Origin of the sequence: Micromonospora lupini (assembly GCF_026342015.1) — a bacterium.
Lineage (GTDB): Bacteria > Actinomycetota > Actinomycetes > Mycobacteriales > Micromonosporaceae > Micromonospora > Micromonospora lupini_B.
Window position 1 is genome coordinate 2,511,378 of record NZ_JAPENL010000001.1, and the last position, 26,919, is coordinate 2,538,296.

Sequence of the window (26,919 nt, forward strand, 5' to 3'; positions counted from 1 at the left end):
CCCTTCCAGGCGGTCGGCGTCACGGCGGGCTCACGCGGCGAGGCCGTCCAGGGCCGGTTGGTGCGCCACGCCGAGCGCGGTCTCCACCACCGTGACGAACTGTTCGGCGGCGCGGAGCAGATCGTCGGCCTCCCGGGCGCTGACCACCCGGGGGATGCCGGCTTCGGCGGCGGCTCGCTTGCTGGCCCCGGCGGCGAAGAACCGGGACCACTCGTCGAGCTCGGGGGCGACGGCGCAGAGCAGGACCCAGACGCTGGTGATCCGGTTACGCCGGCTCGGGGCGGGCCGGGCCCGGGCGGCGAGCAGGGCAGCCGCCGCGCGCAGCGCCGCCAGGTGGGCGGCCGCGTAGCGCAGGCCGTCGGGTCGGGTCTGGCCGGCCTCGACCAGCCCACGGCGGGCCAGGGTGAGGAGCTGGGCAGGGGTGCGGTGCGGCAGCACGTGCGCCGGCACCGTCGGTGCCTGAGCCGGGTTGGTCGGCATGGACTGTCTCCTCCACGTGGCCGGGGCGTCGGCCGGGGCGGTGGTGCCGCCGACGAGACGCCGAGGTCGGGTGGTGCGGAGGAAGACGCACCGGGTGTGGCCGGCCGGGTGTGGATGCTTCCCCACACCACACCCGGCCGGCGTACCGGCGGGTTCGTCGCCCGCCGCCCGGGGGTCGTGGGCGGCGAGCGACGCTCCTGCCTGATGGGACCGGGCTCGCGACTGCCCGGAAACCCAGGTGCGGCCCGCGAAGCCACACCGCCCGGAGCTGGCGCCGCGAAACACCGCGCTCCGGCTGGTTGGAACGGGCGTTCGAGGAAATCGAACACTCGTTCTAACTGCTCCTGACAGTACACCTCCCCTCCGACGAAAATGCAACGTGTGACGCGCCAGGGCTCGCCGTCGATGCGTACCGGCGTGAGCCGGCACCGGCGGACCGGGAAGAATGTCCCCATGCAGCCACACCCGAACGTACGGGCGGTGCAGGACGCACTCGACGACGCCGGTGCGCGCGACGGCGCCGGCCAGCCCAGCACGGTCCGCCTGCTGCCCGACGCGGTGCACACCGCCGCAGCCGCCGCCGAGGCGCTCGGCGTCGAGGTCGGCCAGATCGCCAACTCGCTGATCTTCGACGCGGACGACGCGCCGCTGCTCGTGCTCACCTCCGGCGCGCACCGGGTCGACACCGCCGGCCTGGCCGCGTCCATCGGAGTCACCCGGCTGCGCCGGGCCACCCCGGAGTTCGTCCGCGAGCACACCGGGCAGCCGATCGGCGGAGTCGCCCCGCTCGGGCACCCGCAGCCGCTGCGCACCCTGGTGGACACCGCGCTGGCGGCGTACCCGCAGGTCTGGGCCGCGGGCGGCGTACCGCAGGCGGTCTTCCCGACCACCCACGCCGAGCTGCTGCGCGTCACCGCCGGCACCCCGGCCGAGGTGGCGTGAGCGAGCGGAGCGAGCGAACCGGCCGGCACAGCAGCGCCGTACCGGAGCTGGTCACCCTGCACGTGTGGCGGACTCCCCGCGGCGCGTTGCCCCGGGCGCTGACCCGGATGGCGGTGGACCCGCGTCGGCTGCGGGCCCTGCCGGGCGTCCGGTTCGGCAAACTGCTGGGCACGGGGACCGGCACCGGCTTCGGGCCGGGCGACGCCGACCTGACCCGGTGGGCGGCGCTCACCGTCTGGGACTCCCCCGCCGCGGCGGCCGGCTTCGACGACTCGCCGGTCGGACGCGCCTGGGCGCGGATCGCCCACGCCCAGGCCCGGGTCGACCTGCGCCCGCTGAGCAGCCGGGGCGAGTGGTCCGGCCAGCAACCGTTCGGCGAGCCGCCGGGCGGCCGGGTCACCGGCCCGGTGCTGGCGCTGACCCGGGCCCGGTTGCGGGCCCGCCGGGCGGCCACCTTCTGGCGGGCGATCCCGCCGGTGGCCGCCGCCCTGCGCGACGCGCCCGGGTTGCTGGCCCGGTTCGGCGTCGGTGAGGCCCCGCTGGGTTGGCAGGGCACGGTGAGCGTGTGGCGTGACCCGACGGACCTGGTGGCGTTCGCGTACCGTCACCCGGAGCATCGGGCGGCGATCATGCGAACCCCCACCGCGGGCTGGTACGCCGAGGAGCTGTTCGCCCGGTTCGAGGTACGCGACGTGGTCGGCGACCGGACGGTCCTCGGGTGGGTCGTCGACGACGACCAGGCGACAGTGAAGGGTGGACGGGCATGAGGTTGGTGCGCTGGACGCCGGACGATCTCGTCCGGCGGCTGGACGACGTGGTGGCCGTCTACGGCGAGGCGATGGGATACCGCACCGACCTGCTGGAGGCCCGGCGCGGCTACATCGCCACCCACGTCCGCCGGCCCGGGTTCCGGGCCGTGGCCAGCCTGACCAGCGAGGGTCACCTCGCCGGCTTCGGGTACGGCTATCTGGGCGGTCCGGGCCAGTGGTGGCACGACCAGGTGCACCGGGCGTTGGACGGCCCGACCCGCAAGCGCTGGCTCACCCACTGCTTCGAGGTGGTCGAGCTGCACGTCCGCCCGCCGGCGCAGGGGCACGGGCTGGGCGCCGGGCAGTTGCGGGCGCTGCTCACGATGGCCGAGGGCGACACCACGCTGCTGTCCACCCCGGAGGCCGAGGAGCAGACCTCGCGGGCCTGGCGGCTGTACCGACGGTTCGGCTTCGTCGACGTGCTGCGCGACTTCCACTTCCCCGGTGACGAACGGCCCTTCGGCGTACTCGGTCGAGATCTGCCGCTTGAGCCGTCCGCGTCATGACCCGGCGGATCTCCTGGACGCTGCTCGCCGTCCTGGTGCTCGCCCAGATCTGCTATCCGCTGACCACCGGCGCCACCCGGGCCGGGCTGACCGTGGCCACCGTCGTGCTCGGCTGGCTGCTCTCGGTCGGGCACGCGCTGCTCAGTCGCGGCCCCCGGGTCGCGGCGGCGCTTGTCGCGGTGGCCACCGGCGGCGGTTTCGCGATCGAGGCGATCGGGGTGGCCACCGGTGTGCCGTTCGGCAGCTACGACTACTCCGGTGAGCTGGGGCCCAAGCTGGCCGGGGTCCCGTTGATCATCCCGCTGGCCTGGACCTGGATGGCCTGGCCGGCGTGGCTGGCCGCGGTCCGCCTGACCGGCGGCAGCGGCACACCGACCAGCGCCGGCACGACGGCCGGCGGCAGCGGCACACCGACCAGCCACGGCACGACGGCCGGCGGCAGCGGTACGACGGCCGGCCGGTGGGTGGGCAGGATCGCGCTGGCCGCGGTGGGGCTGGCCGCCTGGGATCTCTTCCTCGATCCGCAGATGGTCGCCGAAGGCTACTGGATCTGGCGGGACGCCAGCCCGGCGCTGCCCGGCCTGGCCGGCATCCCGGTCAGCAACTACCTGGGCTGGCTGCTCTTCGCGGTGCTGCTGATGAGCGCGCTGCGCCCGCTGGCCGGGCCGGCCGCCGAGCACACCGATCGGCGGGACCACCCGATGGTCGCGCTGTACCTGTGGACGTACTTCTCCAGCATCCTGGCCCACGCGGTCTTCCTGGACCTGCCCGCGTCGGCGCTCTGGGGCGCGGCCGGCATGGCGGTCACCGCCGTGCCGTTGACGGTGACCCTGCTGCGCGCCCGCCGGCCCCACCACGCGCGCCGGAACGACAACCAACCGCACCGCACCGGCGTCGACGCGACCCGATGATCGTCCTGGCCGCCCTGCTGCTCGCCGTCGCCGCGCTGACCGGGCACACCTGGGTCAACGCCGCCGGATGGCTGCGCCGCCCCACCGACCGACCCGACGACGTCGACGAGCCGGTGGCCGTCCTGCTGCCGCTGCGCGACGAGGCCGCCCGGGTCACGCCCTGTCTCCGCGCCCTACTCGCCCAGCGTGGTGTGCCGGCGCTGCGCATCGTGGTCCTCGACGACGGGTCCACCGACGGCACCGCCGAGGTGGTCCGCGCGGTAGTCGGCGACGACCCGCGGGTCACAGTGCTCAGCGGGGTCGCCCCGCCGTCGGGTTGGCTGGGCAAGCCGCACGCCTGCTGGCAGTTGGCCACCCGGGCCGACCCGGCGGCCACCGCGCTGGTCTTCGTCGACGCCGACGTGGTGCTCGCCCCGCACGCCGTGGCCGCCGCCGTCACCGAGCTGCGCGCCGCCCGCGCGACGCTGCTGTCGCCGTACCCCCGGATCGTGGTGGCGACGGCTGCCGACCGGCTCGTGCAGCCGCTGTTGCAGTGGTTGTGGCTGACCTTCCTGCCGCTGCGGGCGATGGAGCGCTCACGGCGGCCGTCGCTGGCCGCGGCGGGCGGGCAGTTCCTGGTGGTGGACCGGGCCGGCTACACCGCCGCCGGCGGGCACGCCGCCGTCGCCGACAAGATCCTGGAGGACGTCGAGCTGGCCCGGGCCGTCAAGCGGGCCGGCAGGCGGATCGCCCTGGCCGACGGCTCCCGGCTGGCCACCTGCCGGATGTACGACGACTGGCCGCAACTGCGCGACGGGTACTCGAAGTCACTGTGGGCGTCGTTCGGGCACCCCGGCGCGGCGGCCGCCGTGGTGACGCTGCTGCTCCTGCTCTACACCGCCCCGCCGCTGGTAGCGCTGGCCGGGCTCGTGGTCGGCTCGGCGCAGGTGGCCGCCGTGGGCCTGGCGAGCTACCTGCTCGGGGTGGCCGGGCGGGTGCTCACCGCCCGCGCGACAGGTGGCAGGTGGTGGCCCGACGCGCTCGCACACCCCGTGTCGGTCGTGGTCCTCGGTTGGTTGACGCTGCGGTCGTACCATCTGCGAAAGCGACGCCGCCTGGCCTGGCGGGGCCGCCCGGTCAGCTAGGAGGCGCGGCATGGCGCGGATCGTGGTCGTCGGCGCCGGGGTGGGTGGCCTGGCCACCGCCGCCCGGCTGGCCGCAACCGGGCACCAGGTGACCGTCTTCGAGGCCGCCGACACGGTCGGTGGCAAGCTCGGCCGGTACGTGCACGACACCCCGGCCGGGTCGTTCCACTTCGACACCGGGCCGAGCCTGCTCACCCTGCCCGAGGTCTTCCACGACCTGTTCGAGGCGACCGGGGCGAAGCTCGACGAGTACCTGGACCTGACGCCGCTGGACCCGATCGTCAGGCATGTCTTTCCCGGTGGCGGCCCGACAGTGGATTCGTGCGCCGAGCCGGTGGAGTTCGCCGCGCGGATCGGAGCCGCCCTCGGGGACCGGGCGGCGGCCGACTGGCAGCGGCTGTGGCGCCGGGCCGAACGGGTGTGGCGGGCCTCCGAACGGGACATCCTGCGCCGTACCGTCGACTCCCCCCGCGACCTCGCGTCGCTGGCCTGGCGCGTCGGTGACCTGGCCGCCATCGCCCCGGGCCGCACCCTGCGCGGGCTGGGCCGCCGGCACCTGTCCGACCCGCGGCTGCGGATGCTGCTGGACCGGTACGCCACCTACACAGGCGCCGACCCACGCCGGGCGCCGGCGGCGCTGGTCGCGGTCCCCTACGCCGAGCTGACCTACGGTGGGTGGTACCTGCGTGGCGGGCTGGGCACGCTCGCCGACGCGCTGCTGACCCGCTGCCTGGACCTCGGCGTGGTCGTGCAGACCGGCACCGCGGTGACCCGGATCGACGCGGCGGGCGGACGGGTCCACGGGGTACGCCTCGCCGGCGTCACCGCGCCGGTGCCCGCCGACGTGGTGGTGGCCAACGTCGACGCGCTCACCGTCTACCGCGACCTGCTGCCGCACGCGCGCCGGCTGGCCGGCCTGACCGACCGCAGCCTCGCCGGTTTCGTGCTGCTGCTCGGCGTCTCCGGCAGCACCGGCGTGGCGCACCACAACGTCTTCTTCCCGCGCGACTACGACGCGGAGTTCGACGCGGTCTTCGGTGACCCGGGGCGGGGCGTACGGGCCCGACCGGCGGCCGACCCGACTGTGTTCGTCACAGTCGCCGACGACCCGATGGTCCGCCCGGCCGGACACGAGGCGTGGTTCGTGCTGGTCAACGCACCTCGCCACGGCAGCGCGGCGGGCGCGGTCGACTGGCGACGCCCGGGGCTCGCCGACGCGTACGCCGACCGGATCCTGGACGTCCTGGCCGAGCGTGGCGTCGAGTTGCGGGACCGGCTGCTGTTCCGCGAGGTGCGCACCCCGGCCGACCTGGACGCGGCGACCGGTGCGCCGGGCGGCACGATCTACGGCACCGCCGGTGGGCTGCTCCGCCCGGCCAACCGGGGCCCGGCGCACGGGTTGTGGCTGGTGGGCGGCTCCAGCCACCCCGGCGGCGGCCTGCCCATGGTGACCCTCTCCGCGCAGATCGTCGCCGACGAGATCGGCCCCGCCTGGTAGGCCCGGCCGCTCACCGGCCCCGTCCGGCTCAGCGCGCCGGGCCGGCTTGCTCAGCCGGCGTCGAGCAGGGCGCGGCGGACGGTGGAGAGCAGTTGCCCCAGCCCGAAGCCGGCAAGCAACACCCACACCGCCGTCGCCATGGTGATGGTCCCGGCGGCCAGGTCCGGTTCGATCAGACCGGCCAGCCCGGCGACCAGCAGGCCCGCAAGCGCGACCGAGACCCGGGTGGGTCGTTCGCCGACGGTCACCGCGCCGATGTCACGCATCCCGGCGGAGACCGCGCGGGCCCGGACGTACTCGTGCAGCCAGGACAGCGCGCCGCCCGCGACGACAAGCGCGCCCGGCGCGCCGACAAGCCAGAACGCCAGCAGCCACGCCACCTCGCCGAGCCGGTCGGCAAGCGAGTCGTAGACGTAGCCGAGCCGGGTGGTGCGGCCGGTGGCGACCGCCACCGCGCCGTCCACGCTGTCGGCCACCGCGGCGAGCAGCACGAACAACGCGCCGAGGAACGGGCCGTCGCCGGGCCGGGTCGCCAGCAACGGTACGCAGAAACAGAGCAGCACCCCCGCCACGGTGACCGGGGTGGGGCCGACCCGCAGCCGACCCAGCACATACCCGACGTGGTACGCGAACCGCAGCCAGGCGCGTACCACCGGCGCGGCGACCCGCGGGTCGAACCCGCCGTGCAACCGCGCCCACGCCGTGGCGTACTGGTCCCAGTTCAGCTGTGTGCCCACCATGGATCAACCGTCGTGCCGGGCATCAGGTGTCGCAGACTCCGCGTTCACACCCGCGCGCCGGCCTTGAGGTTCTGCCAGACCTCCCGGGTGGCGGTGGACCTGTTGAGGGTGATGAAGTGGATTCCCGGGACGCCCTCGTCCAGCAGTCGACGGCACATGTCGCTGGCCTGCTCGATGCCGAGCCGGCGCACCGCATCCGGGTCGTCGGCCACCCGCTCGAAGCGCGCCGCCAGCGCCGGCGGGAAGGGCGCCCCGGACAGCTGCACGGACCGCTCGATGGTGGCGATCTGGGTCACCGGCATCACCCCGGCCAGGATGGGGGTGTCGCAGCCGGCGGCGGCCACCCGGTCGCGCAGGCGCAGGTAGTCGTCGGCCTCGAAGAACATCTGGGTGATCGCGAACTGGGCGCCGGCCCGGCACTTGCGGACGAACTGGGCGGTGTCGCTGGCCACGTCGGGCGAGCGGGGATGCTTGTACGGGAAGGCCGCCACACCGACGCTGAAGTCACCGGAGTCGCGTACCAGCCGGACCAGGTCCTCGGCGTAGTCGACGCCCTCGGGATGCCGGACCCACTCGCCGCCCGGGTTGCCCGGCGGGTCACCGCGCACGGCCAGCACGTTGCGCACCCCGACCCCGGCGAGCCGACCGATCACGTGCCGCAGCTCGGCCACTGAGTGGTTGACAGCGGTCAGGTGGGCCATCGGCAGCAGTGTGGTGTCGGTGGCGATCCGCTCGGTCACCGCCACCGTGGTGTCCCTGGTCGAACCGCCCGCGCCGTAGGTGATCGACACGAACGACGGGCGCAGCGACTCCAGCTCGCGGATCGCCTGCCACAGCAGCCGCTGCCCCACCTCGGTCTTCGGCGGGAAGAACTCGAACGAGAAGGTCGGCTGGCGGTCACGGATGAGCTCCCCGATCGCCGGCTGCGGATTGGGGAGTACCGAGGGAAGACCGAGCGCCACGACCCGACTCTAGCGGGCGATGCCATCGACACCCAGGTGCTTCCCACCGGCGGGGAAGGCAGTCGTACCCCAGGGGTAGGAATGAGGGGCGCGGGAGGGGCGGTGGGGGCGGCCCGGGGGTCCGGCGCGGGGGTCACGAAACCGAGAGGTGCACCGGTCCCGTCCCGCCGGACGGGTGGGGTGTCACCGCGCCGACGCCCCCGCCGGGAGGACCCATGACCTCGCCCCCACCGCCGACCCGCACCCCGCTCGGGCCGCTCCTGGTTTGGCTCCGGCTGGCCCGGGGTTGGAGCCAGCGGCGCACCGCCGCCGAGCTGTGCGCCGCCGCCGGAGTGCCGACGTTGAGCCGCCACGAGGTGTCCCGGTGGGAACGGCAGCGACGCGTACCCGGCGGGTTCTGGCTCGGTTGGCTCGCCGTCGTGCTGGACGTGCCGGTGGTGGTGCTCGCCGAGGCGGCCGCCTGCACCCGACGAACCCGCTCGACGGCAGCCGCCGGGCCGGGCCGGCGCGGGGTGGCGGGTGCGCGGCCGGCCGGCCGGGTCGGGCCGGGTCACCCGGGCGGGCGACCCGGCGGGACTGCGCGTGGCGGTGGAGCACGGGCCCGGGCTACCCGCTAGCGTCGTGGCGTGACCCACGCTGCTCCCGTGTCCCCCGTCGACCGTGCCGGCCTGCGGGAGCGGGTCGACAAGGCGCTCACCGAGTTTCTGGCCGGCCAGCGGGCCCGGTTGACCCGGGTGGACGAGGCCCTCGTCCCGGTGGCGGAGGCGATCGAAGCCTTCGTGCTCGGTGGCGGCAAGCGCCTGCGCCCCGCGTTCGCGTACTGGGGGTTCCGGGGTGCGGGCGGGGTGGACGACGACCAGGTCCTCACGGCCCTCGCGGCGCTGGAGCTCGTGCAGGCCAGCGCCCTGATCCATGACGACCTGATGGATCGTTCCGACACCCGGCGCGGCGAGCCGGCGGTGCACCGACGGTTCGCCACCCGGCACCGGGCGGCCGGCTGGGGCGGCGACCCGGACGGGTTCGGCGACGCCGCCGCGCTCCTGCTCGGTGACCTCTGCCTGGTGTGGTCCGACGAGCTGCTGCACTCCGCCGGCCTGGACCTGCGGGCGGTGGCCCGGGCCCGGCCGGTCTTCGACGAGATGCGCACCGAGGTCACCGTCGGGCAGTACCTCGACGTGCTGACCCAGGTCACCGGGGACACGTCCGTGGAACGGGCCAGCAAGGTCGCCCGGTACAAGTCGGCCAAGTACACCGTCGAGCGTCCGCTGCTGCTCGGCGCCGCGCTGGCCGACGCCGGGGAGGACATCCGGACGACCTACTCGGCGTACGGGTTGCCGTTGGGCGAGGCGTTCCAGCTCCGCGACGATGTGCTGGGGGTCTTCGGCGATCCGGCGCAGACCGGCAAGCCGGCCGGGGACGACCTGCGCGAGGGCAAGCGCACGTATCTGGTGGCGGCGGCCGTGGAGGCCACCGACGACGCGGGCCGGGACCTGCTGCTCAGTCGCCTCGGCGACCCGAACCTGGACGAGCAGGGCGTGGCCCGGCTCCGCGAGCTGATCCACGCGAGTGGGGCGCTGGCCCGCACCGAGCAGCGGATCGTCACGCTCACCGACTCCGCGCTGGCCGCGTTGACCGCCGTCGACCTCGACACCGAGGCCCGCCAGGCCCTGGTGGACCTGGCCATAGCCGCAACCCGCCGAGCCGACTAACCCCCCTCCCCCACGGCGTTGATCATGAAGTTATCGCCACTCGCCTCGGCGTGTCGTGGCGATAACTTCATGATCAACGCGGAGAAGGGCGGGGGCGGGGGTTAGAAGCCTTGGGCTTGGGCTCGGCGTTTGACCTCGCGGGCCTGGTCGCCGGAGAGGGCGGCGGCGGGGGTGTTGCCGGGGAGCGTGTCGTCCGGCTCGTAGAGCCAGCGCAGCGCCGCCTCGTCGTCGTAGCCGTTGTCGGCGAGCAGGTTGAGCACGCCGGGCAGGTGCTTGAGTACAACATCGTTGGCCACCAGGTCCGCGGGTATCCGGCGGATGCCGTCGCGGCGAACCGCCAACAGCTCCCGGTCGCGGATCATCTGGTGCACCTTGCTGATCGACACGTCGAGCCGCTCGGCGACGTCGGGCAGGGCGAGCCAGCCCGCCGGGTCGGTGGGGCCGGCGAGCTCGGGGCCGGGTACGGCCTGGTCGGGTACGGGTTCGGTCACCCGATCACCCTGCCACGCCGCCGACGACGAGGGCCACCGGCACCCCGCACGACCGGTCCGGACGGGTTGGCGATCACGACGGGACGGACCAGGTACGCCGCCGCGCTGTAGCATCCTGTTCAACTCTCACCTCCTGGACACATAGACTCCCTGCCGATGGACACACAGGTCGCCGACACGTTGCTGGGCTCGCTGATCGACGGGCGCTACCGCATTCGCGGTCGCGTGGCCCGTGGCGGCATGGCGACCGTGTACACCGCCACCGACGAACGCCTCGAGCGCACCGTCGCGGTAAAGATCATTCACCCGACCCAGGCGCCCGAGGCGCGGGCCCGGATCGCCAACTTCGTGGCCCGGTTCACCGACGAGGCGAAGACCATCGCCCGGCTGACCCACCCGAACGTGGTCGCGGTCTACGACCAGGGCACCCACGCCGGCCTGCCGTACCTGGTGATGGAGTACGTGCGCGGCCGTACGCTGCGCGACGTGCTGGCCGAGCGACGCCGGCTCAACCCGGACGAGGTGCTGGCCATCGCCGAGCAGATGCTCGCCGCGATCGCCGCCGCGCACCGGGCCGGCCTCGTGCACCGCGACGTCAAACCGGAGAACGTCCTGGTCGCCGAGGCACCCACCGGCGGCGTCGCCAACCTGGTGGACAGCGTGGTCAAGGTGGCCGACTTCGGGTTGGCCCGCGCGGTCGAGGCCAGCGCCGACGACGAGCAGGGCAACCAACTGATGGCCACCGTGGCGTACGTCGCCCCGGAGCTGGTCACCGAGGGTCGGGCCGACCCGCGTACCGACGTCTACTCCGCGGGCATCGTGCTGTTCGAGATGCTGACCGGTCGGGTGCCGTACGACGGGGACCGTCCCGTGGACGTCGCCTGGCAGCACGTCGACCGGGACGTACCGGCGCCCTCGACGCTGGTGCCCGGCCTGCCGCCGGCGCTCGACGGCCTGGTGCAGCGCGCCACCCGGCGTGACCCCGCCGCCCGGCCCGCCGACGCCGGAGCGCTGCTGGCCGAGGTTCAGGTCGCCCGGGACCGCCTGGGTGACGTCAACAGCACCAGCACCGCCGTGCTGCAACGGGTGACGGACGAGCCGCCGGTCTCCCAGCCGACAATGATGGTCGCCACGGTCCGTCCGGCCGAACGGCCGACCTGGGCCCGGCTGCCCGAGGGCGCCAGCCAGGGGCCGGGCCGACGGCGGGCCGCACCGGAGCCGTCGGAGGGTCTGGCGGCCCGGCTCGCGACGCTGCGCACCACCCTGCTGAGCACCTCGCGGGGCCGGTTGGCCGTCGCCGCCGTGGTGGTGTCGCTGGGCCTGGTGGCGGCACTGGGCGGCTGGTGGTTCGGTGTCGGCCGCTACACGTCCGCCCCGCAGCTGGTCAGCCTGAGCAAGACCGAAGCGCAGGCCCAGGCCGACCGCGCCGGCCTGATCCTGGCGTACGGGGAGCCGCGCTACGACGAGAAGGCTCCGAAGGACAGCGTCCTCGGGCAGGACCCGGCGTCGGCCAGCAAGATCGTCAAGGGTGGCACGGTCACCCTGACCCTCTCGCTGGGTCCGGAGCGCTTCCCGGTGCCGGACGTGATCGGCAAGGAGTACGAGCTGGCCGAGGCCGATCTGGTAGACGTGAAGCTGGTGGTGGCCAAGGGCACCCCCCGCTACGACGACACCCTGCCGGCCGGCGTCGTCCTGGACAGCTCCCCGAAGGTGGGCGCCGAGGTCAAGCCGGGCACGAAGATCACACTCATCCTGAGCCGCGGCCGGGCGCCGGTGTCGGTACCGAACCTGGTCGGCAAGTCCCTGGCCGAGGCCCGCACCACCCTCGCCGGGCTCAACCTGAAGCCTGTGGAGACCTACAAGGACTCCGACAAGCCCAAGGACGAGATCCTCGGCCAGAGCCCTGCCGACGGCGCCGGCGTGGAGAAGGGCACCGAGGTCAAGCTGGACGTGAGCAAGGGTCCGCCGCTGGTCGTGGTGCCCCGGGTGATCGACCTGCCCTGCCTGCAGGCCAAGCAGGTGCTGGAGAGCCAGGGCTTCCCGGTGACTGTCGCGGTCAACCCCAACGCGGTGGCCCGGATCCAGGCTCCCGGCGAGAATTCGCAGGTGCCGCCGGGCACCCCGGTCGTCATCACGTGCTTCTGATGCCGGCGGTCTCGTCGCGCCCGGTGGGCGCGCACACTCCGACCTCAGGCGGGCTGGCCAGGGCGGCCCTGCCGTACCTCGACGCGACAGGCGCCGAGGCCGTGCAGGTGTACGTCTCCAACTCACGGGGCTGGGCGCTGCCCGCGGGCGATCCGGCACAGGACGCGCTGTTCCGCGAGGGCTGCGTCGAGCGGGGCATCCCGGCGTTCATCCACGCCTCACTGCTGGTCAACCTGGGCTCGCCCACGGCGGCCACTGTCGAGAAGTCGGCACAGACGCTGGCGCACGCGCTGCGCCGGGGTGTGGCGATCGGCGCGCGGGCGGTGGTGTTCCACGCCGGCAGCTCGGTCGACGAGGGGCACGCCGAGGCGGCGATGCGGCAGGTCCGCCGGGAGCTGCTGCCCCTGCTCGACTGGGCCGCCGAGGCCGGTGGGCCGATGCTGCTGGTCGAGCCGAGCGCCGGCGGCGGCCGCTCGCTCGCCTCCCGCGTGGAGCAGCTCGGCCCCTACCTCGACGCGGTGGACGGGCATCGGATGCTCGGCGTCTGCTTCGACACCTGCCACGCCTGGGCCGCCGGGCACGACCTGGCCGCCGAGGGCGGCATGACCGCGACCCTGGACACGCTTGTGGCCACAGTGGGGGCCGACCGGTTGCGGCTGGTGCACGCCAACGACTCGAAGGATCTGTGCGGCTCCACCCGGGACCGGCACGAGAACATCGGTAAGGGCGCCATCGGCGAGCCGGCCTTCGCGGAGTTGATGGCCCACCCGGCCACCGCAGGCGTCCCGATCGTTGTGGAAACCCCAAGCGAGAAGCACGAGGGTCACGCCGCCGACCTGGCGATCCTCACCCGCCTGCGCCCCTGACCAGCCCACTCCTCACCTGTGGGTTCGGGGTCAGCCGGCCAGGATCTTCGTCAGAGTGGTGGCCGCCCGGTTGATCGCGGCGTCGTCGATGCCCAGGTGAGTGACCAGGCGGGCGGTACGAGGGCCGAGCACCGAGACCAGTACGCCCTCCGCACGGGCGGCGGCGGCCAGAGCACGGGCGTCCAGCGTGTGCTTGGTCAGGTCCAGTGGGACGAGGTTGGTGCGGACCGTGCTGGCGAGCACCCCGAACGGCGCGACCGCCTCGGCGAGTCGGGCCGCCCTCGCGTGGTCCTCGGCCAGCCGGTCGACGTGGTGCGCGAGCGCGTACCGGCCGGCGGCGGCGAGGATGCCGGCCTGACGCATGCCGCCGCCCATCCGCTTGCGGATCATTCGGGCCCGTTCGATCTTCTCCGCGCTGCCCACCAGGAGCGAGCCGACCGGCGCGCCGAGCCCCTTGGAAAGGCAGACGGAGAGCGTGTCGAAGAGCCGGCCGTACTCGGCAAGCGGCACCCCGTCGGCGACGTGCGCGTGCCAGATCCGGGCGCCGTCGCAGTGCAGCGCCACCCCCGCGTCGTCGGCGACACCGCGCAGCTCCCGCAGGGTGGCCAGCGGGATCACGCCGCCACCGCCCCGGTTGTGCGTCTGCTCGACGGCGATCGCGCGGGTGGGCACGGCGAAGTAGCCGTCCGGACGGATCATCCGGGCCACCAGCTCCGGGTCGATGTCCGCGCCGACCGCCGGCCAGGTCCGCGAGGAGATCCCGCCGTACGCGGCGGCGGCGCCGATCTCGTAGGTGACGACGTGCGCGTCGGCGTCGCAGAGCAGCTCGTCGCCGGGCGACACCAGCAGTTGCAGGGCGATCTGGTTGGCCATCGACCCGCTCGGGGCGAAGAGCGCCGCCTCGTGCCCGAACAGCGCGGCGACCTCGGCCTCCAGCGCGTTGACTGTGGGGTCTTCGCCGTAGACGTCGTCACCGACCTCGGCGGCGGCCATCGCCTCCCGCATACCGGCGGTCGGCCGGGTCACCGTGTCGGAACGCAGGTCCACGAACGCCTCAGCCATGATCATCCCTTCGTCCACCGACCGTGCCAGGCAACTCAGCCACGCAGCATCTCCGCCACGAGGAAGGCCAGCTCCAGCGACTGCTGGGTGTTCAGCCGAGGATCGCAGGCGGTCTCGTACCGGTCGGGCAGGTCGAGGTCCTCGATGCCCTGGGCGCCGCCGAGGCACTCGGTGACGTCCTCACCTGTCAACTCGACGTGGATGCCACCCGGGTGGGTGTCCAGGCCACGGTGCACCTCGAAGTAGCCGAGCACCTCGTCGACGATGCGGTCGAAGTGCCGGGTCTTGTAGCCGTTCGACGACTCGTGGGTGTTGCCGTGCATCGGGTCGCACTGCCACACCACCTTGGCGCCGGACGCGGTGACCTTGGCGACGATCGGCGGCAGGGCGTCGCGGACCCGGTGGTTGCCCATCCGACTGATCAGGGTGAGTCGACCGGGAATGTTGTCCGGGTTGAGCTTCTCGCACAGCTCGATTGCCTCGTCCGGGGACGTGGTCGGGCCGAGCTTCACGCCGATCGGGTTGGCGATCCGGGAGATGAAGTCGATGTGCGCGCCGGTGATCTGTCGGGTGCGCTCGCCGACCCAGAGGAAGTGCCCGGACAGCCCGTACGCCCGGCGGTCGGAGACGCGGGTGAGCGCCCGGTCGTACTCCAGGGCGAGAGCCTCGTGGGAGCAGTAGAGGGTGACGGTCCGCAGCGCCTCGTCGTCGGTCATTCCGCAGGCCCGGATGAAGGCAAGCGCCCGGTCGATCTCCCGGGCGATCGCCTCGTAGCGCTCCCCCGCCGGGGATGTCTTCACGAAGCCCTTGTTCCAGTCGTGCACGGCGTGCAGGTCGGCGAGCCCACCGGCGAGGTACGCCCGCAGCATGTTCATCGCGGCGGCCGAGTTGGCGTACGCCCGGATCATGCGCTGCGGGTCGGCGACGCGGGCGGCGGGGTCGGTCTCCAGCGAGTTGATCATGTCGCCGCGGTAGGCGGGAAGGCCACGCGCGTCGGTGGGCAGCGAGCGGGGCTTGGTGTACTGGCCGGCGACCCGGGCGACCTTGACCACCGGCAACGACGCGCCATAGGTGAGCACGATCGCCATCTGGAGCAGGGTGCGGGCGTTGGCCAGCAGGTGGCTCTCGGTGTTGTCGACGAAGGTCTCGGCGCAGTCACCGCCCTGGAGCAGGAACGCCTTGCCCTCACAGACGAGGGCAAGCTTCTGCCGGAGCTGGTCCACCTCGTAGGGCGCGACGACCGACGGCACGGTGTCGAGCACCTTGCAGACCGCGGCGACGGCCGCCGGATCGGACCACGGTGGGATCTGCTCGCGGGGCAGCTCCCGCCAACGGTCCAGACCGAGGGCGGCGTCCTCGGCGGAGTCGACTGTCGGACGGCTGGTCTGCAGGCCCGGGCTGCCCACCGCGGGATGGCTCAGCTGATGCCACTCATGGCGCATGGGAGAAAGCGTACGGCGACAGTGGGTGTGCCCGGGCGGCGAGGGGGACGGTTCCGGCAAGTGGGAGATCAATCCCACCGATGTCGGTCAGGACGCCGGTGAGGCGCCGCCCCGGGTCGGCGGCGGGCTGGCGGCCGGATTGCCGCCCGGCCCCTCCCCGGCGATGCACCAGTCGCCGCCGTCGCGGGTGACGGTGAACAGCAGCGGACGGGTGACCTTGCTCTTGCCGGCGGTGACCGTGACCGAGACGCTGACCTCCTGGCCGCGCGGGCCGGACCGGACGTCGGTGATGGCCGCCGCAGGCACCTGGAAGTGGTCGGCGAAGTCGCCGTTGGGGCCGGTGGCGGCGAGGTCGAACCCGTCGTGCAGCAGCTCACAGAGCTGACTGCGGCCGGCGGCGACGTCCTTGGCGGTCATCGCGTCGAGGTACGCCTGCACGCGCTCGCGGGACCGGGCGCCGGCCTCCTCGGCGGGGGCACGCTCGGTCCTGGCGGCCGGCTCGCCCTTGTCATCACTGCCGCCGATCCCGCAGCCGACCAGGGTGGCCGGGAGCAGCACCAGCCCGGTGGCGGTCGCCGCCAGCCTGCGGTGGATCGGGCGCATGACCACCTCCGTCGACGGGGTATCGAGACGTGCCGAGCCGCGAGTCTGCCACATCGGGCCCAACCCGCCCAAGGCCGGCGACCCGGCCGACGCTGGGCGTCGACCGGGCCGGTACGGCACGGGCGGGGAGAGGCGGTGCGGGCCCCTCCCCGCCGTGTGGGTGGTGCGTCGACCTTCGGCTCAGCCGAGGCCGCCCTTGATGGCGCCGATGAGCTCGCCGTTGCTGGTGTCGCCGGAGAGCTCCCAGAAGAACGCGCCACCGAGGCCCTGGTTGTTCGCGTACGTCATCTTGCCGTTGATGGTCGACGGGGTGTCGTAGCTCCACCAGTTGCTGCCGCACTTGGCGTACGCGGTGCCGGCGACCGTGCCGGTGGCCGGGCAGGTGTTCTTGAGGACCTTGTAGTCCTCGATGCCCGCCTCGTAGGTGCCCGGCGCCGCTCCGGTGGCGCTGCCGCCCGGTGCGGCCTGCGTGACGCCCGTCCAGCCCCGACCGTAGAAGCCGATGCCGAGCAGCAGCTTGTTGGCCGGGACGCCCTTGCTCTTGAGCTTCTGGATCGCCGCGTCGGAGTTGAAGCCCTGCTGCGGGATGCCTGTGTACGAGGTGAGCGGCGAGTGCGGCGCCGTGGGGCCCTGGGCGTTGAAGGCGCCGAAGTAGTCGTACGTCATCGGCATGAGCCAGTTGAGGTTGCCGACGGCGCCGGCGTAGTCGGCGGCGTCGATCTTGCCGCCGCTGCTGCCGTCCGCGGTGATCGCGGCGGTGACCAGGGCGCTGGACCCGAACCTCGACCGCAACGCGCCGATCACGTTCTTGAACGCGTTGGGACCGCTTGTGTCACAGCTCAGGCCGCAGGCGTTGGGGTACTCCCAGTCGACGTCGATGCCGTCGAAGACGTCCGCCCAGCGCGGGTCCTCGACCAGGTTGTAGCAGCTGTCCGCGAACGCGGCCGGGTTCTGCGCGGCCTGGGTGAAGCCGCCGGACCAGGTCCAGCCACCGAACGACCAGATCACCTTGAGGTGCGGGTTCAGCGCCTTGAGCTTGCGCAGCTGGTTGAAGCTGCCCCGCAGCGGCTGGTCCCAGGTGTCGGCGACGCCGTCCACGCTCTCCGCCGCCGTGTACGCCTTGTCGTAGTCGGCGTAGCTGTCACCGATGGTGCAGCGGCCGCCTGTGGTGTTGCCGAAGGCGTACAGGATGTGGGTCAGCTTGGCGGCCGAGCCGCTGGTCTGGATGTTCTTGACGTGGTAGTTGCGCCCATAGACGCCCCACTCGGCGAAGTAGCCGACGACCTTCTTGCCGCCGGTGTTCGGCGGGGTGGTGGTCGGGGGCGCCGTGGTGGGCGGAGCCGTGGTGGGCGGCGCGGTGGTCGGCGGCGCCGTGGTGGGCGGCGCGGTCGTGGTCGGCGGGGTGGTCGGGGTGCCGCCGCCGCAAGGCGCGCCGTTGACCGTGCAGTTCAGCGGCGCCTTGTAGGCGCCGCTGCCGTTGTAGCCCCAGCTGAACGAGGCGCCCGGCGCGAGTCCGCCGGCCCAGCTCTTCTTGACCGCGACGTAGTGGTTGCCGCTGCTGGTGACGTCGGCGTCCCACGCGCTGCTGATGGTGGTGCCCGAGGGCAGGTCGAACTCGATGCGCCAGGTGGCGACCGTGGCGCTGGAGCCGTTGGTCACGGTCACCTTCGTCTCGTGACCGGTCCCCCAGTCCTGCGCCTTGGTGAACGTGGTGGTGACCGTGCCGGCGCCGAACGCGGTCGTCATCGGCACCGCCGCGACGGTCACGGCGACCACGGCACCGGCCCAGAGGGCCCGGCGGAGCGATCTTTTCATGAGGCGTCTCCCGAACTGTTAGGAAACTTTCCAAAAGAGATGGTGAGACGGTACTCACGCCGTCATCACTTCGTCAAGATGTCCATGTTTCGATTTCTCCTGGTGCGTGGACTGGTTTCTCCTGGTGCGTGGACTGGTTTCTCCTGGTGCGTGGACTGGTTTCTCCTGGTGCGTGGACTGCGCCCTGGTCGAGCCGGCGGCAGGCCGTCGGAGCTCCCGGGCCTGCGCGTAGCCTCGGGCCCATGACCGTCTTCGACATCCCGATCGACGCCCTCAGCGGCGGGCCCGCCGACCTCGCCCAGTACCGGGGCCGGGCGCTGCTGGTGGTCAACGTCGCCTCCCGCTGCGGCCTCACCCCGCAGTACGCCGGCCTCCAGACCCTCGCCGACACCTACGCCGAGCGTGGCCTGGTGGTGCTGGGCGTGCCGTGCAACCAGTTCGCCGGGCAGGAGCCGGGCACCGCCGCCGAAATCAACGACTTCTGCCAGGTCAACTACGGGGTGACCTTCCCGCTGACCGAGAAGGTCGACGTGAACGGGCCGGACCGGCACCCGCTCTACTCCGCACTGGTGGACACCCCGGACGCCGACGGGCACACCGGCGACATCCGCTGGAACTTCGAGAAGTTCCTGGTGGCCCCGGACGGCACTGTCGCGGCCCGCTTCGCCCCCACGGTCGAGCCCGACGACCTCCGCACAGCGATCGAGAAAACCCTCCCCACCCCCGCCTGAGGCAGCCGCTGATCAAGAGGTCTGCGTCACGGATGAGCCTCCACCTGACGCAAACCTCTTGATCACCAGGTGGGAGGCCGGCACGGCGGCCCACCGGAGGGGTGGAACGTCCCCGCAGGACCGGTCGACGGCACGCCTGAGCAGTACGTTGTGCACGACCCGCTCGTGGCGTGGCCGGGCGTTCGGCGACGGGCCACCGGAATAACCCACCATGCCGGTCGGGAATGCGTCGTGGGTGGACGAAGTTGGGAAGAAGCATGACAACTGTGGGACTGATCGGCAGCGGCAACATCGGCGGCACCCTGGCCCGGCTGGCGGTGGCCGCCGGCTACGACGTGGTGCTGAGCAACTCGCGCGGGCCGGAGACGCTCACCGACCTGGTCGACGAGCTGGGCGAGCGGGCCAGCGCCAGCACGGCGCAGGAGGCGGCGCAGGTCGGTGACCTGGTGGTGGTCAGCGTGCCGCTCAAGGCGTACCGGGCGGTGCCCGCACAGCCGCTGGCCGGCAAGATCGTCATCGACACCGACAACTACTACCCGGAGCGCGACGGCGTCTTCCCGGAGCTGGACGCCGACGAGATCACCAGCAGCGAGCTGCTCCAGCAGCACCTGCCGACCTCGCGGGTGGTCAAGGTCTTCAACAACATCTACTTCAAGGCCCTGGCCGCGCTCCCCCGGCCGGCCGGGGCGGCCGACCGCAGCGCCCTCGCGATCGCCGGTGACGACACCGCCGCGAAGGCCGAGGTGACCGCCTTCCTGGACCGGATCGGCTACGACGTGGTGGACGCCGGATCGCTTGCCGAGGGGTGGCGCTACCAGCCGGACACCCCGGCGTACGGCACGATCTACTCCGCCGACGGGACGGACTGGGAGACGCCGGTCCCGGGCGACGCCGAGAAGCTGCGCGCCGCCCTGGCCGCCGCCACCCGCTGACCACCGCCGCCGCCCTGAGACGACCGCCTACCGGGTGGCCGTCTCCAGGGCGGCGGCGAGCTCGTCGTCGTAGCTGGCGACGGGCTGGCCGTCCGCGTCGTACGCGATCAGTCGGCCGTGCGCCATGCTCGCCGACCGGAACGAGAACGTCCGCGTACCGGGGTAGGCCGCCAGCAGGGGAATGTCGCGGGGCGCTCCGCCCGGGGCGGAGTAGTACGCCAGCCGGGCCACCCGCGCGGAGACCACGCCGTTGACCCGTACCTTCGTCTTCTCCGCGCGGGTGCCGAAGGTGACCGGCGCGGCGGTGGCGTAGGCGGCGCACTCGGCCGGGCCCCGGCAGACGAAGAAATACCGCGGATTGACGACGTCGTCGAGGGTGTACGCCTTGAACGTCGGATCGGCTCCGGCGGGCAGGGGTTGCACGGCGAAGAAGGCGAGAGCCACCGTGGCCGTGACGCCCACCCGCAACCAGGCCCGGCCGGCCGCCGGTCGCCTGTTGCTCCGGGCGGTCGCGACCGCGACACCGCCGAAGCCGGTCAGGCACAGCAGGCACACGCCGACGGCACGGGCGTTCTCGAACAGGAACTGCACGCCCGGCCGTGTCGACACCGGGCCGAGGACCGCGCCCAGCGAGACGACCATGGCGGCGAGCAGCGCCGCGCCCGCCACCCGCTGGGTGATGCCGGACGCGCCGACCAGCAGCATCGCGGCGAGCACCGGCCACACCTGGTGGTGGGTCCAGGACACCGGGGACGCGGCGACAGTGCCGCAGCCGACGAGCACCGCGGCGTGCCCGGGGCGGCCATGCGTGGCCAACTGCCGGGCGCGCAGCAGCGCCGCCCCGCAGATCACCGCCACCAGAGCGGCCCAGAGCACCGGCAGCGTCGCCTCGTCGACTCCGATGCGCAACAGCATCCCGTGCACCGACTGGTTGCCCAGCGAGGCGAGGTTGCCGATCCGCGAGGTCTGCCGGACCGCCTCGGTCCAGTAGGTCCAGCTCTCGTCGGGCAGCACGACCGCCGCCAGTCCGGCGCAGGCCACGAACGTCGCCACCGCGCGGCCTGCGTCGCGGTAACGACCGGTGGCGAGGAAGTACGCGACGAAGAGCAACGGGGTCAGCTTGATCGCCGCAGCCACCCCGACCAGCACCCCGCGCATCCGGGGTGGAACGACATCCATCCCGTCCAGCAGGGCCAGCAGCACGATGAAGATGCTGACCTGGCCGAAACGCAGGTTGCTCTGCACCGGCGCCGAGAGCATCAGCACCAGGGCGGCCACCGCGACGACAAGCGGACGGTGCGACAGTCGGATGGTCAGCGCGACGCCGACCAGGCCCGCGATGGCGACGACCGCCGCGCACGTCGCCACCAGCCAGACGCCCTGGAGCACACCCTCGCTGACGGCCGTGATCGGGCCCAGCACCAGGGCGGCGAACGGCGGATAGGTGAACGGTCCGCCGTTTCGGGCGCGGTACTCGTACAGCGGCCGGCCGGCGTGCAGATCGGACAGTGCGCCGTAGTAGATGTGCAGGTCGGAGAGCCGGTCGTGACGCGTCAGCACGAGCACACCGGACACCAGCGCGACGACGACGAACGCCGCCCACGCCAGCGCCACCCGCCGATCCCGCATCGACCGAGGATAAGGGTGTACGACGGGTCACGTCTGCCCTCGGAAGAACGGGGACCGCGCGCCGGGCAAGCGTCCATAGCATCGGTGGATGGGAGCGACGAGCACACCGGCGTACGACGCCCACGCGGACTGGTACGAGGGCTTCATCTCCGGCGGCGGCGACTATCTCCGACGGGTGCACGCGACAGTGGCGGACCTGCTCGGCGCGGGGGTGGGCCGCTGCCTCGACATCTGCTGCGGCACCGGCGCGCACGCGTCCGTGCCTGGTGGCCTGGGCTGGACGCCGGTGGGCGTCGACCTGTCCGGCGGGCAGTTGCGGCACGCGCGCGGGCGACTGCCGGTGGCCCGGGGGGACGCGAGCGCCCTGCCGATCGCCGACTCGTCGGTGCCGGCCGCGATGTGCGTCCTGTCCAGCACCGACGTGCCCGACTACCCGGCCGTGCTGCGTGAGGTCGGCCGGGTGCTGCGCCCGGGCGGGCGGTTCGTGCACGTGGGCGTGCACCCCTGCTTCGTGGGCGCGTTCGCCGACTGGGGTCGGCACCCGAGCGTCGTCGTCGACGAGCGCTACGCCGACCGGTCACGCAGCTTCGACAGCTGGAACACCGACGGCGTCCGGGTTCGGGTCGGCGCGTGGCACCTTCCGCTGGCCGACCTGCTCAACGCGACAGTGGCCGCCGGCCTTCGACAGGTCCGGTTCGTCGAGGCTGGCTCGGGTGGCGTGCCGGACCTGTTCGGCTTCCTCGCCGAACGCCGCCGGTAACGCCCGCCGGGAGCATCAGGATCTGCGCAACGTCGGGGAAGTTGCTGTCTCGACTCGCGCTGAGGCAGCAACTTCCCCGATGTTGTGTGGATCTTGGGCGCGGCGCGGGGCGGCGCGGCGCGGCGCGGCGCGGGGCGGCGCGGCGCGGGGCGGCGCGGGGCGGCGCGGCGCGGGGCGGCGCGGGGCGGCGCGGCGCGGCGCGGAGAAACTTCGCGCGTACAACTTGCGTTGGAGTCCCACACACGGGACTCTTTCCGTGGGTTGCCGCCCGCTCACCGAACGTGCCTTCCGGAGGCGACATGCACACGCTTCGTACCGCGTCCCACCGGCTGCTTGCCGGGGCTGGCGCGCTCCTGCTCGGCACCGCCCTCGCCGCCGCTGCCACCGCGGCCCCGGCCGGCGCCGACACTGTCGGATACGTCCGGCTCGCCCACCTCTCCCCCGACACCCCGGCCGTCGATGTCTACCTGGCCGCCCCCGACGCCGCGAAGCCGAAGGTGTTCCCGGGTGTCGGCTACGGCGTGGTCTCCGACTACCTCAAGTTGCCCCCGGGCCGCTACGCGGTGGCCATGCGCGAGGCCGGCACCCCCTCCAGCGACCCGCCGGTGCTCACCACCGAGGTCGCGGTGGTCAGCGGCCGCGCGTACACGGTGGCCGGTGTGGGCCGGCACGCCGACCTGGGGCTGCGGGTCCTGACCGACGATCTGAGCGCCCCCGCGCAGGGCCGGGCCAAGGTGCGCGTCGTGCAGGCGTCGGTGCGGACGCCCGTCCTCGACGTGGCTGCCGCCAACGGTCCGACCATCGCCGACGGCGTGCAGTTCGCCACCACCACCGACTACCAGCAGGTCGAGCCGGGCGCCTGGCGGCTGCGACTGACCGGCGCGGGCGGCCCGAGCACCGACGCCGAGGTGCGGCTCACCGGCGGCGCGGTCTACTCGTTGCTGGTGCTCGACGGCAAGCAGGGCGGGCTCACCGCCGAGCTGCGCCGCGACGCCGAGGGCGGCACCGTCGTACCGGCCGGTGGGGTGGACACCGGCGCGGGCGGCACGTCCGATGCCGGGTTCGGCGCGTACCCCCTGGTGGCCGGCGGGTTGGCCGCGGCGGCCGGCGCGGCGAGCCTGCTCCTGTGGCGCCGGCGGCGGCGCACCACCTGGTGAGCATCGGGCCCGCCGCCGCGATCCGACGGCACCGCGACCGCCGGGCACCGCTGGCGGCGCTTGTCGCGGCCGGCGCTGCGGTTTGCCTGGCCGCCGGGACCGGGGTCGGGTTGGCCACCACCGGCCCGCCGCCGCCTGCCGCGAGCTGGCACCCCGGCTGTGCCGACGGCTGTCCGTCCGTGGCCGCGCCGCCGCGGCCGGCGGGTCCACCCACTCGGGTACGCGTGCCGCGCATCGGCGTCGACTCGGGGCTCACGGTGTTGGGCCTCGACCGTGCGGGCGCGCTCGTCCCGCCTACCGCCTTCGACACCGCCGGCTGGTACGGCGGCGGTCCGGCGCCCGGCGACACCGGCCCGGCGGTGCTGGCCGGGCACCTGGACTCGCGGCGCGGCCCGGCGGTCTTCGCCCGGCTCGGTGAGCTGCGTCCGGGTGACCAGGTCGAGGTGTGGCGCGGCGAGCGGCGGCTGTCGTTCCGGGTGACCGGGTCGCTGCGTACCCGCAAGGACCGCTTCCCGACGGCAGTGGTCTACGGCCCGACGCCCGGTCCGGAGCTGCGTCTCGTCACCTGCGGGGGCGATTTCGACAGGCAGCGCGGCCACTACCGGGACAACGTGGTGGTCTTCGCGGTCGCCGACGGCTGACCAACTCGGCTTCCGGGAAGTCGGGGTGTCCGGCTCGATCGGATGCCCCGGATTCCCGGATCCCGAGTCGATCACCGCCCGTCGGTAGTCGGCGTCAGATCGGGCGGCGGCCGGCGTCAGATCGGGCGGCGGCCGGCGAAGCCGCACTCGGCGCGGTGGTACCAGCGCACGTCGGAGTCGCCCTCCAGCCAGCACCAGAGCACCGCGCGGCCGGCTCGCTCGCCGGGGAAGTCGAGCAGCACCGGCGCGATGCCCTTGACCTGGATCTCGTGCTGGTGCAGCTCCTCGACGACGCCGTGCAGCCGAGCCTCCAGCCCCTTCACCTCGGCCAGCCCACCGAGCGCGCTGACGCCGTGGTCGGCCAGGTCGACGCGCAGCTCGGCGAGGTCGGCGCGGAGCCGGATCAGCTCGTCGACACGCGGCTGCAGGGTGGCCACCAGGTGCCGGGCCTGAGCGAGTGTGAACACGCCGCCAGTATGCGCCACGTGCCTCGCGAGCGGGGCACCCCCGAGGTCTCCCTGAGCCGAATCAAGCTGCGCGAGCCGATTAGTAGGTGTCCCCCCAGTACGGGTCGGTGCCGGAGTTCAGCAGCCCTTCCAAGTTCCGCAGACCCGTGGGAAAGATATTCAACTCCCGCAGATCCGCAACATCGCACCAGCGCATCCCCTGCTGCCCTTCGTCCGCGACATCGTCGGAGGCGAGGTAGTCGGCGTGCAGGTCCGATTGCAGGTCGGCAAGGAAATAGAACTCAATCTTGTGTTGGTCCCGACCGCTATCTGCCAACTCGTGACGAGCGTGAACGTACTCCCGGACAAACAGGAGGCGACCTGGAACCACTTCCGCCCCCAACTCCTCCCGGCACTCCCTAACCAACGCCTCGGCCAACGTCTCGCCAAACTGCTGCCGACCCCCGGGCAGCGAATACCAGACCCCCAGGCCCATCTTGCGGTCCAGGTATCGAAGGACGAGAACCTTGCTGCCGTTCAGGATGATGGCCTTCGCGGAGTTTTCGAGCAGACCTACAGCACGTGTCATGCGGTCCCTCTCAATCCCGCCGCCTCGGCCATGTCCTGGAAGGTATGCGGGGGCGGGCTGTTGTGCCAGCCGTTAGCTGACAAGCGGTCGAGCAGCGCTCGCTTCAGATCAATGATCGCGGTGAGCGGCTCACCGAACCGCTCGTCCATGGACTTCAGATCAAAAACGATCTCGTTCCACAGTGTGTCTGCCTCCCGGTAGCACTCCCGCATGATGCCACCCGACACGAGAGTCTCCAACAGGACCTCATGCACCTCCATCAGCTCGGGGTCGCCGGTGAGGGCTCGATTGAGCAGGCCGGCATCGCTCGTCCGACCGCCGATGATCGTCTGCGCGCGTGCCCACAGGCGACCGACCAGGGTACGTAGACCGGCCTCGATCGCCGGCTCGGCCAGTCCTCTCGCAATCGGGTAGCTGACAAGCCCGGTGACGGTGTCCTCGAACAGATCAGCCAACTCGTCCACCCGTTGGCGCAGCCGGCGCATCTTCGTGAGCACGTCGGCGAGCCCGTCTGGTGGGCGCTGCTCGGCATAGGCCAACAGCCCGAGGATTCCGGACGAATAGAAGCCGGAGCCCAGATGCCGCGACCGGCGGTCCGTCTGGTACCAGGAGACCAGGAGATCTCCGTCAGCGAGGGCATCCAATTCGAATCTACCCGCGTAGTTGTCGTGCATGGATTGCACGATCTCGGCCGTGACCTCTGCCATCGCCCCAAGAGCGCGGAGGCCGGCCGGAGTGCGGGCTGCCTCCTGAACCATCGTCAGCAGGCTCGTGACGGCGAAGCACATTGTCGAATTTACGTCAGCCAGCAGCAGCGTCGGATCTCGCAACGAGTAGGACGCCGAGAGGTCGAGATGGCGGTCCATGTTGTTGAGGATGAGCGTCTGCCCCAGGGCGTAGATCTTCACGAACTGGGTCAGGATCGCGGGCTCGACCCCGAGTTGGGTCCCCACTGCCGCGGGCGGGAGCGTCTGCCGAAAAAGCAGCTCGGGATCGATGGCGTCCTGGTGCAGCAAGCTCATCTGAGGGAAGAGGTATTCAACGGTGCGGAGTTGACCGACTGCCGCGAGAATGGGTCCGCCGAACTCGCCGAGAAGCTCGACCGTCGTCCGGAAGTCGTACTCAACCGGGTCGGTGCCCGGCACGAAGCGTCTCACCTGATGGCCTTCCCGGATCGCGCCCGCTTCGCCCGGCGCAGGAAATCCCAGGTGAACTCCATCTGGAGCACGAAGTAGACCACAGCGGTCCCTGCGGAGAGCAGAGGCGTCCAGGCGATGTCGGTGCCGTACGTGATCAGGCGATCGGTGCCGACAGCTACGTAGCCAGCGTTGAGCAGGCCGATCACGACTGATGTCAGGGCCGCAGCCTTGAGCTTCCGGCGACTTTCCAGGTAGGGGTTGGTCGACCCCCAGACCGGCTCCCAGCCTTCGGGGAACTCCGACGCAAGGGCGTGCAGATAGAGGCTGCGTAGCCGGTTGACCTGGTGCTTCGCCTCGGTCTGCACACGATCGGTCACGACGTATGCCCGCAGGACGACAGTGTTCAGAACGCCTGCTGCCAAGGCAGCAGCGTAAATGATCGGCAGTTGCAGGACCGTCCCCACCTGACCTACCGACGAGATCAGCTTCGCCGACACCAACGCTCCGGCCACCAGCACGGGTAACGCGAGGATGCGGAGACTGAGTTTGTAGAGATCACGCTCGGCATCCTTGTAGTCGTTGTGCAGGACGAATGCCTGTTCGAAGTCGATCAACAGCATCTTGCGGGCCGTCTCGACATCGATTCCCTCATGCTGGGTCTGCTGGCCGGGAGTGCCGACAATAGTTGCGCCCGACGGATTCAGCGCATGGCTGAGGACTTGGCGTAGGCGGTCGCGACGAGTCGGCACAGGCGATCAAGACCCCCGAGAAATCGTGTGTAGGGCATTAT

28 protein-coding genes are annotated in these 26,919 nt (G+C 72.5%); 15 read left to right on the forward strand and 13 right to left on the reverse strand.

Annotated features, from left to right (window positions below):
- Positions 1-30: 30 nt before the first annotated feature.
- Positions 31-480 carry an SAV_6107 family HEPN domain-containing protein gene (locus OOJ91_RS10965; RefSeq protein ID WP_007463070.1) on the reverse strand — a complete coding sequence of 150 codons (450 nt, stop codon included), beginning with the start codon at positions 478-480 and terminating at the stop codon, positions 31-33.
- A 453-nt stretch (positions 481-933) separates the two neighbouring features.
- Here OOJ91_RS10965 and OOJ91_RS10970 point away from each other — a divergent pair, with 453 nt between their 5' ends.
- From OOJ91_RS10970 to OOJ91_RS10995, 6 genes are read left to right on the forward strand one after another with little or no spacing between them, the layout of a single operon-like run.
- Complete coding sequence (locus tag OOJ91_RS10970) at positions 934-1,422, forward strand: YbaK/EbsC family protein (protein ID WP_266244496.1); 489 nt, start codon at positions 934-936, stop codon at positions 1,420-1,422.
- Positions 1,419-2,189 (forward strand): monooxygenase, encoded by a 771-nt coding sequence (locus OOJ91_RS10975; protein WP_266244497.1) that lies wholly within the window; start codon positions 1,419-1,421, stop codon positions 2,187-2,189. The genes OOJ91_RS10970 and OOJ91_RS10975 overlap by 4 nt, the downstream gene beginning before the upstream one ends.
- Positions 2,186-2,737, forward strand: a complete 552-nt coding sequence (locus OOJ91_RS10980; protein WP_234589082.1) for a GNAT family N-acetyltransferase — start codon at positions 2,186-2,188, stop codon at positions 2,735-2,737. Before OOJ91_RS10975 ends, OOJ91_RS10980 begins: the two co-directional genes overlap by 4 nt.
- Complete coding sequence (locus OOJ91_RS10985; protein WP_266244498.1) at positions 2,734-3,648, forward strand: carotenoid biosynthesis protein; 915 nt, start codon at positions 2,734-2,736, stop codon at positions 3,646-3,648. Before OOJ91_RS10980 ends, OOJ91_RS10985 begins: the two co-directional genes overlap by 4 nt.
- Positions 3,645-4,772 (forward strand): glycosyltransferase, encoded by a 1,128-nt coding sequence (locus OOJ91_RS10990; protein ID WP_266244499.1) that lies wholly within the window; start codon positions 3,645-3,647, stop codon positions 4,770-4,772. Before OOJ91_RS10985 ends, OOJ91_RS10990 begins: the two co-directional genes overlap by 4 nt.
- Before the next feature lie 10 nt (positions 4,773-4,782).
- Complete coding sequence (locus OOJ91_RS10995) at positions 4,783-6,270, forward strand: phytoene desaturase family protein (RefSeq protein WP_266244500.1); 1,488 nt, start codon at positions 4,783-4,785, stop codon at positions 6,268-6,270.
- A gap of 50 nt (positions 6,271-6,320) precedes the next feature.
- On the opposite strand, the gene OOJ91_RS11000 is transcribed toward OOJ91_RS10995, so the two are convergent.
- Positions 6,321-7,010, reverse strand: coding sequence for a CDP-alcohol phosphatidyltransferase family protein (locus OOJ91_RS11000; protein ID WP_266244501.1), 690 nt, complete (start codon positions 7,008-7,010; stop codon positions 6,321-6,323).
- Between the two features lie 44 nt (positions 7,011-7,054).
- Positions 7,055-7,972 (reverse strand): methylenetetrahydrofolate reductase [NAD(P)H], encoded by a 918-nt coding sequence (gene metF, locus OOJ91_RS11005; RefSeq protein WP_266244502.1) that lies wholly within the window; start codon positions 7,970-7,972, stop codon positions 7,055-7,057.
- A 215-nt stretch (positions 7,973-8,187) separates the two neighbouring features.
- Here metF and OOJ91_RS11010 point away from each other — a divergent pair, with 215 nt between their 5' ends.
- Both OOJ91_RS11010 and OOJ91_RS11015 read left to right on the forward strand, forming a co-directional pair.
- Positions 8,188-8,589 carry a helix-turn-helix domain-containing protein gene (locus OOJ91_RS11010; protein WP_266244503.1) on the forward strand — a complete coding sequence of 134 codons (402 nt, stop codon included), beginning with the start codon at positions 8,188-8,190 and terminating at the stop codon, positions 8,587-8,589.
- Between the two features lie 9 nt (positions 8,590-8,598).
- Positions 8,599-9,681 carry a polyprenyl synthetase family protein gene (locus tag OOJ91_RS11015; RefSeq protein WP_266244504.1) on the forward strand — a complete coding sequence of 361 codons (1,083 nt, stop codon included), beginning with the start codon at positions 8,599-8,601 and terminating at the stop codon, positions 9,679-9,681.
- A 101-nt stretch (positions 9,682-9,782) separates the two neighbouring features.
- On the opposite strand, the gene OOJ91_RS11020 is transcribed toward OOJ91_RS11015, so the two are convergent.
- Entirely contained in the window at positions 9,783-10,172 is a 390-nt protein-coding gene (locus OOJ91_RS11020) for an Rv2175c family DNA-binding protein (RefSeq protein ID WP_266244505.1), read from the reverse strand.
- A gap of 156 nt (positions 10,173-10,328) precedes the next feature.
- On the opposite strand from OOJ91_RS11020, the gene pknB reads away from it, so the two are divergent.
- Together pknB and OOJ91_RS11030 are read left to right on the forward strand one after the other, a co-directional pair.
- Positions 10,329-12,317: a Stk1 family PASTA domain-containing Ser/Thr kinase gene (gene pknB / locus OOJ91_RS11025; RefSeq protein WP_266244506.1), complete on the forward strand. Its 1,989-nt coding sequence runs from the start codon at positions 10,329-10,331 to the stop codon at positions 12,315-12,317.
- Positions 12,317-13,183 carry a deoxyribonuclease IV gene (locus OOJ91_RS11030; RefSeq protein WP_266244507.1) on the forward strand — a complete coding sequence of 289 codons (867 nt, stop codon included), beginning with the start codon at positions 12,317-12,319 and terminating at the stop codon, positions 13,181-13,183. The genes pknB and OOJ91_RS11030 overlap by 1 nt, the downstream gene beginning before the upstream one ends.
- A 30-nt stretch (positions 13,184-13,213) precedes the next feature.
- Here OOJ91_RS11030 and OOJ91_RS11035 read toward each other — a convergent pair whose 3' ends face one another.
- The 4 genes from OOJ91_RS11035 to OOJ91_RS11050 form a co-directional block, all read right to left on the reverse strand.
- Positions 13,214-14,245, reverse strand: a complete 1,032-nt coding sequence (locus OOJ91_RS11035) for a threonine aldolase family protein (RefSeq protein ID WP_266244508.1) — start codon at positions 14,243-14,245, stop codon at positions 13,214-13,216.
- Positions 14,246-14,280: 35 nt separating this feature from the next.
- Positions 14,281-15,687 carry a class II 3-deoxy-7-phosphoheptulonate synthase gene (locus OOJ91_RS11040; protein ID WP_007463096.1) on the reverse strand — a complete coding sequence of 469 codons (1,407 nt, stop codon included), beginning with the start codon at positions 15,685-15,687 and terminating at the stop codon, positions 14,281-14,283.
- Between the two features lie 87 nt (positions 15,688-15,774).
- Positions 15,775-16,290, reverse strand: coding sequence for a nuclear transport factor 2 family protein (locus OOJ91_RS11045; RefSeq protein WP_266244509.1), 516 nt, complete (start codon positions 16,288-16,290; stop codon positions 15,775-15,777).
- A 180-nt stretch (positions 16,291-16,470) separates the two neighbouring features.
- A complete protein-coding gene (locus tag OOJ91_RS11050; protein WP_266244510.1) occupies positions 16,471-18,105 on the reverse strand; it encodes a glycosyl hydrolase family 18 protein in 1,635 nt (544 codons plus the stop codon).
- Positions 18,106-18,347: 242 nt separating this feature from the next.
- On the opposite strand from OOJ91_RS11050, the gene OOJ91_RS11055 reads away from it, so the two are divergent.
- Complete coding sequence (locus tag OOJ91_RS11055) at positions 18,348-18,836, forward strand: glutathione peroxidase (RefSeq protein WP_266244511.1); 489 nt, start codon at positions 18,348-18,350, stop codon at positions 18,834-18,836.
- Between the two features lie 257 nt (positions 18,837-19,093).
- The gene (locus OOJ91_RS11060; RefSeq protein ID WP_266244512.1) at positions 19,094-19,768 is read left to right on the forward strand and encodes an NADPH-dependent F420 reductase; all 675 of its coding nucleotides are present in this window, start codon (positions 19,094-19,096) and stop codon (positions 19,766-19,768) included.
- Positions 19,769-19,795: 27 nt separating this feature from the next.
- Here OOJ91_RS11060 and OOJ91_RS11065 read toward each other — a convergent pair whose 3' ends face one another.
- Positions 19,796-21,397: a glycosyltransferase 87 family protein gene (locus OOJ91_RS11065; RefSeq protein ID WP_266244513.1), complete on the reverse strand. Its 1,602-nt coding sequence runs from the start codon at positions 21,395-21,397 to the stop codon at positions 19,796-19,798.
- An 88-nt stretch (positions 21,398-21,485) separates the two neighbouring features.
- On the opposite strand from OOJ91_RS11065, the gene OOJ91_RS11070 reads away from it, so the two are divergent.
- The 3 genes from OOJ91_RS11070 (at position 21,486) to OOJ91_RS11080 (ending at position 23,955) form a co-directional block, all read left to right on the forward strand.
- Entirely contained in the window at positions 21,486-22,157 is a 672-nt protein-coding gene (locus OOJ91_RS11070) for a class I SAM-dependent methyltransferase (RefSeq protein WP_266244514.1), read from the forward strand.
- 299 nt (positions 22,158-22,456) lie between these two features.
- Positions 22,457-23,314 (forward strand): DUF4397 domain-containing protein, encoded by an 858-nt coding sequence (locus tag OOJ91_RS11075; RefSeq protein WP_266244515.1) that lies wholly within the window; start codon positions 22,457-22,459, stop codon positions 23,312-23,314.
- Entirely contained in the window at positions 23,284-23,955 is a 672-nt protein-coding gene (locus OOJ91_RS11080) for a class F sortase (RefSeq protein WP_266244516.1), read from the forward strand. Before OOJ91_RS11075 ends, OOJ91_RS11080 begins: the two co-directional genes overlap by 31 nt.
- A 116-nt stretch (positions 23,956-24,071) precedes the next feature.
- Here the strand turns inward: OOJ91_RS11080 and OOJ91_RS11085 are convergent, their stop codons facing one another.
- The 4 genes from OOJ91_RS11085 to OOJ91_RS11100 form a co-directional block, all read right to left on the reverse strand.
- Complete coding sequence (locus tag OOJ91_RS11085; RefSeq protein ID WP_266244517.1) at positions 24,072-24,422, reverse strand: DUF2203 domain-containing protein; 351 nt, start codon at positions 24,420-24,422, stop codon at positions 24,072-24,074.
- Positions 24,423-24,501: 79 nt separating this feature from the next.
- On the reverse strand, positions 24,502-24,990 hold the full coding sequence (locus OOJ91_RS11090) for an NUDIX domain-containing protein (protein WP_266244518.1): 489 nt from the start codon (positions 24,988-24,990) through the stop codon (positions 24,502-24,504).
- Positions 24,987-26,147 (reverse strand): hypothetical protein, encoded by a 1,161-nt coding sequence (locus OOJ91_RS11095; protein WP_266244519.1) that lies wholly within the window; start codon positions 26,145-26,147, stop codon positions 24,987-24,989. The genes OOJ91_RS11090 and OOJ91_RS11095 overlap by 4 nt, the downstream gene beginning before the upstream one ends.
- A complete protein-coding gene (locus tag OOJ91_RS11100; RefSeq protein ID WP_266244520.1) occupies positions 26,144-26,878 on the reverse strand; it encodes a hypothetical protein in 735 nt (244 codons plus the stop codon). Before OOJ91_RS11100 ends, OOJ91_RS11095 begins: the two co-directional genes overlap by 4 nt.
- Positions 26,879-26,919 lie beyond the last annotated feature (41 nt).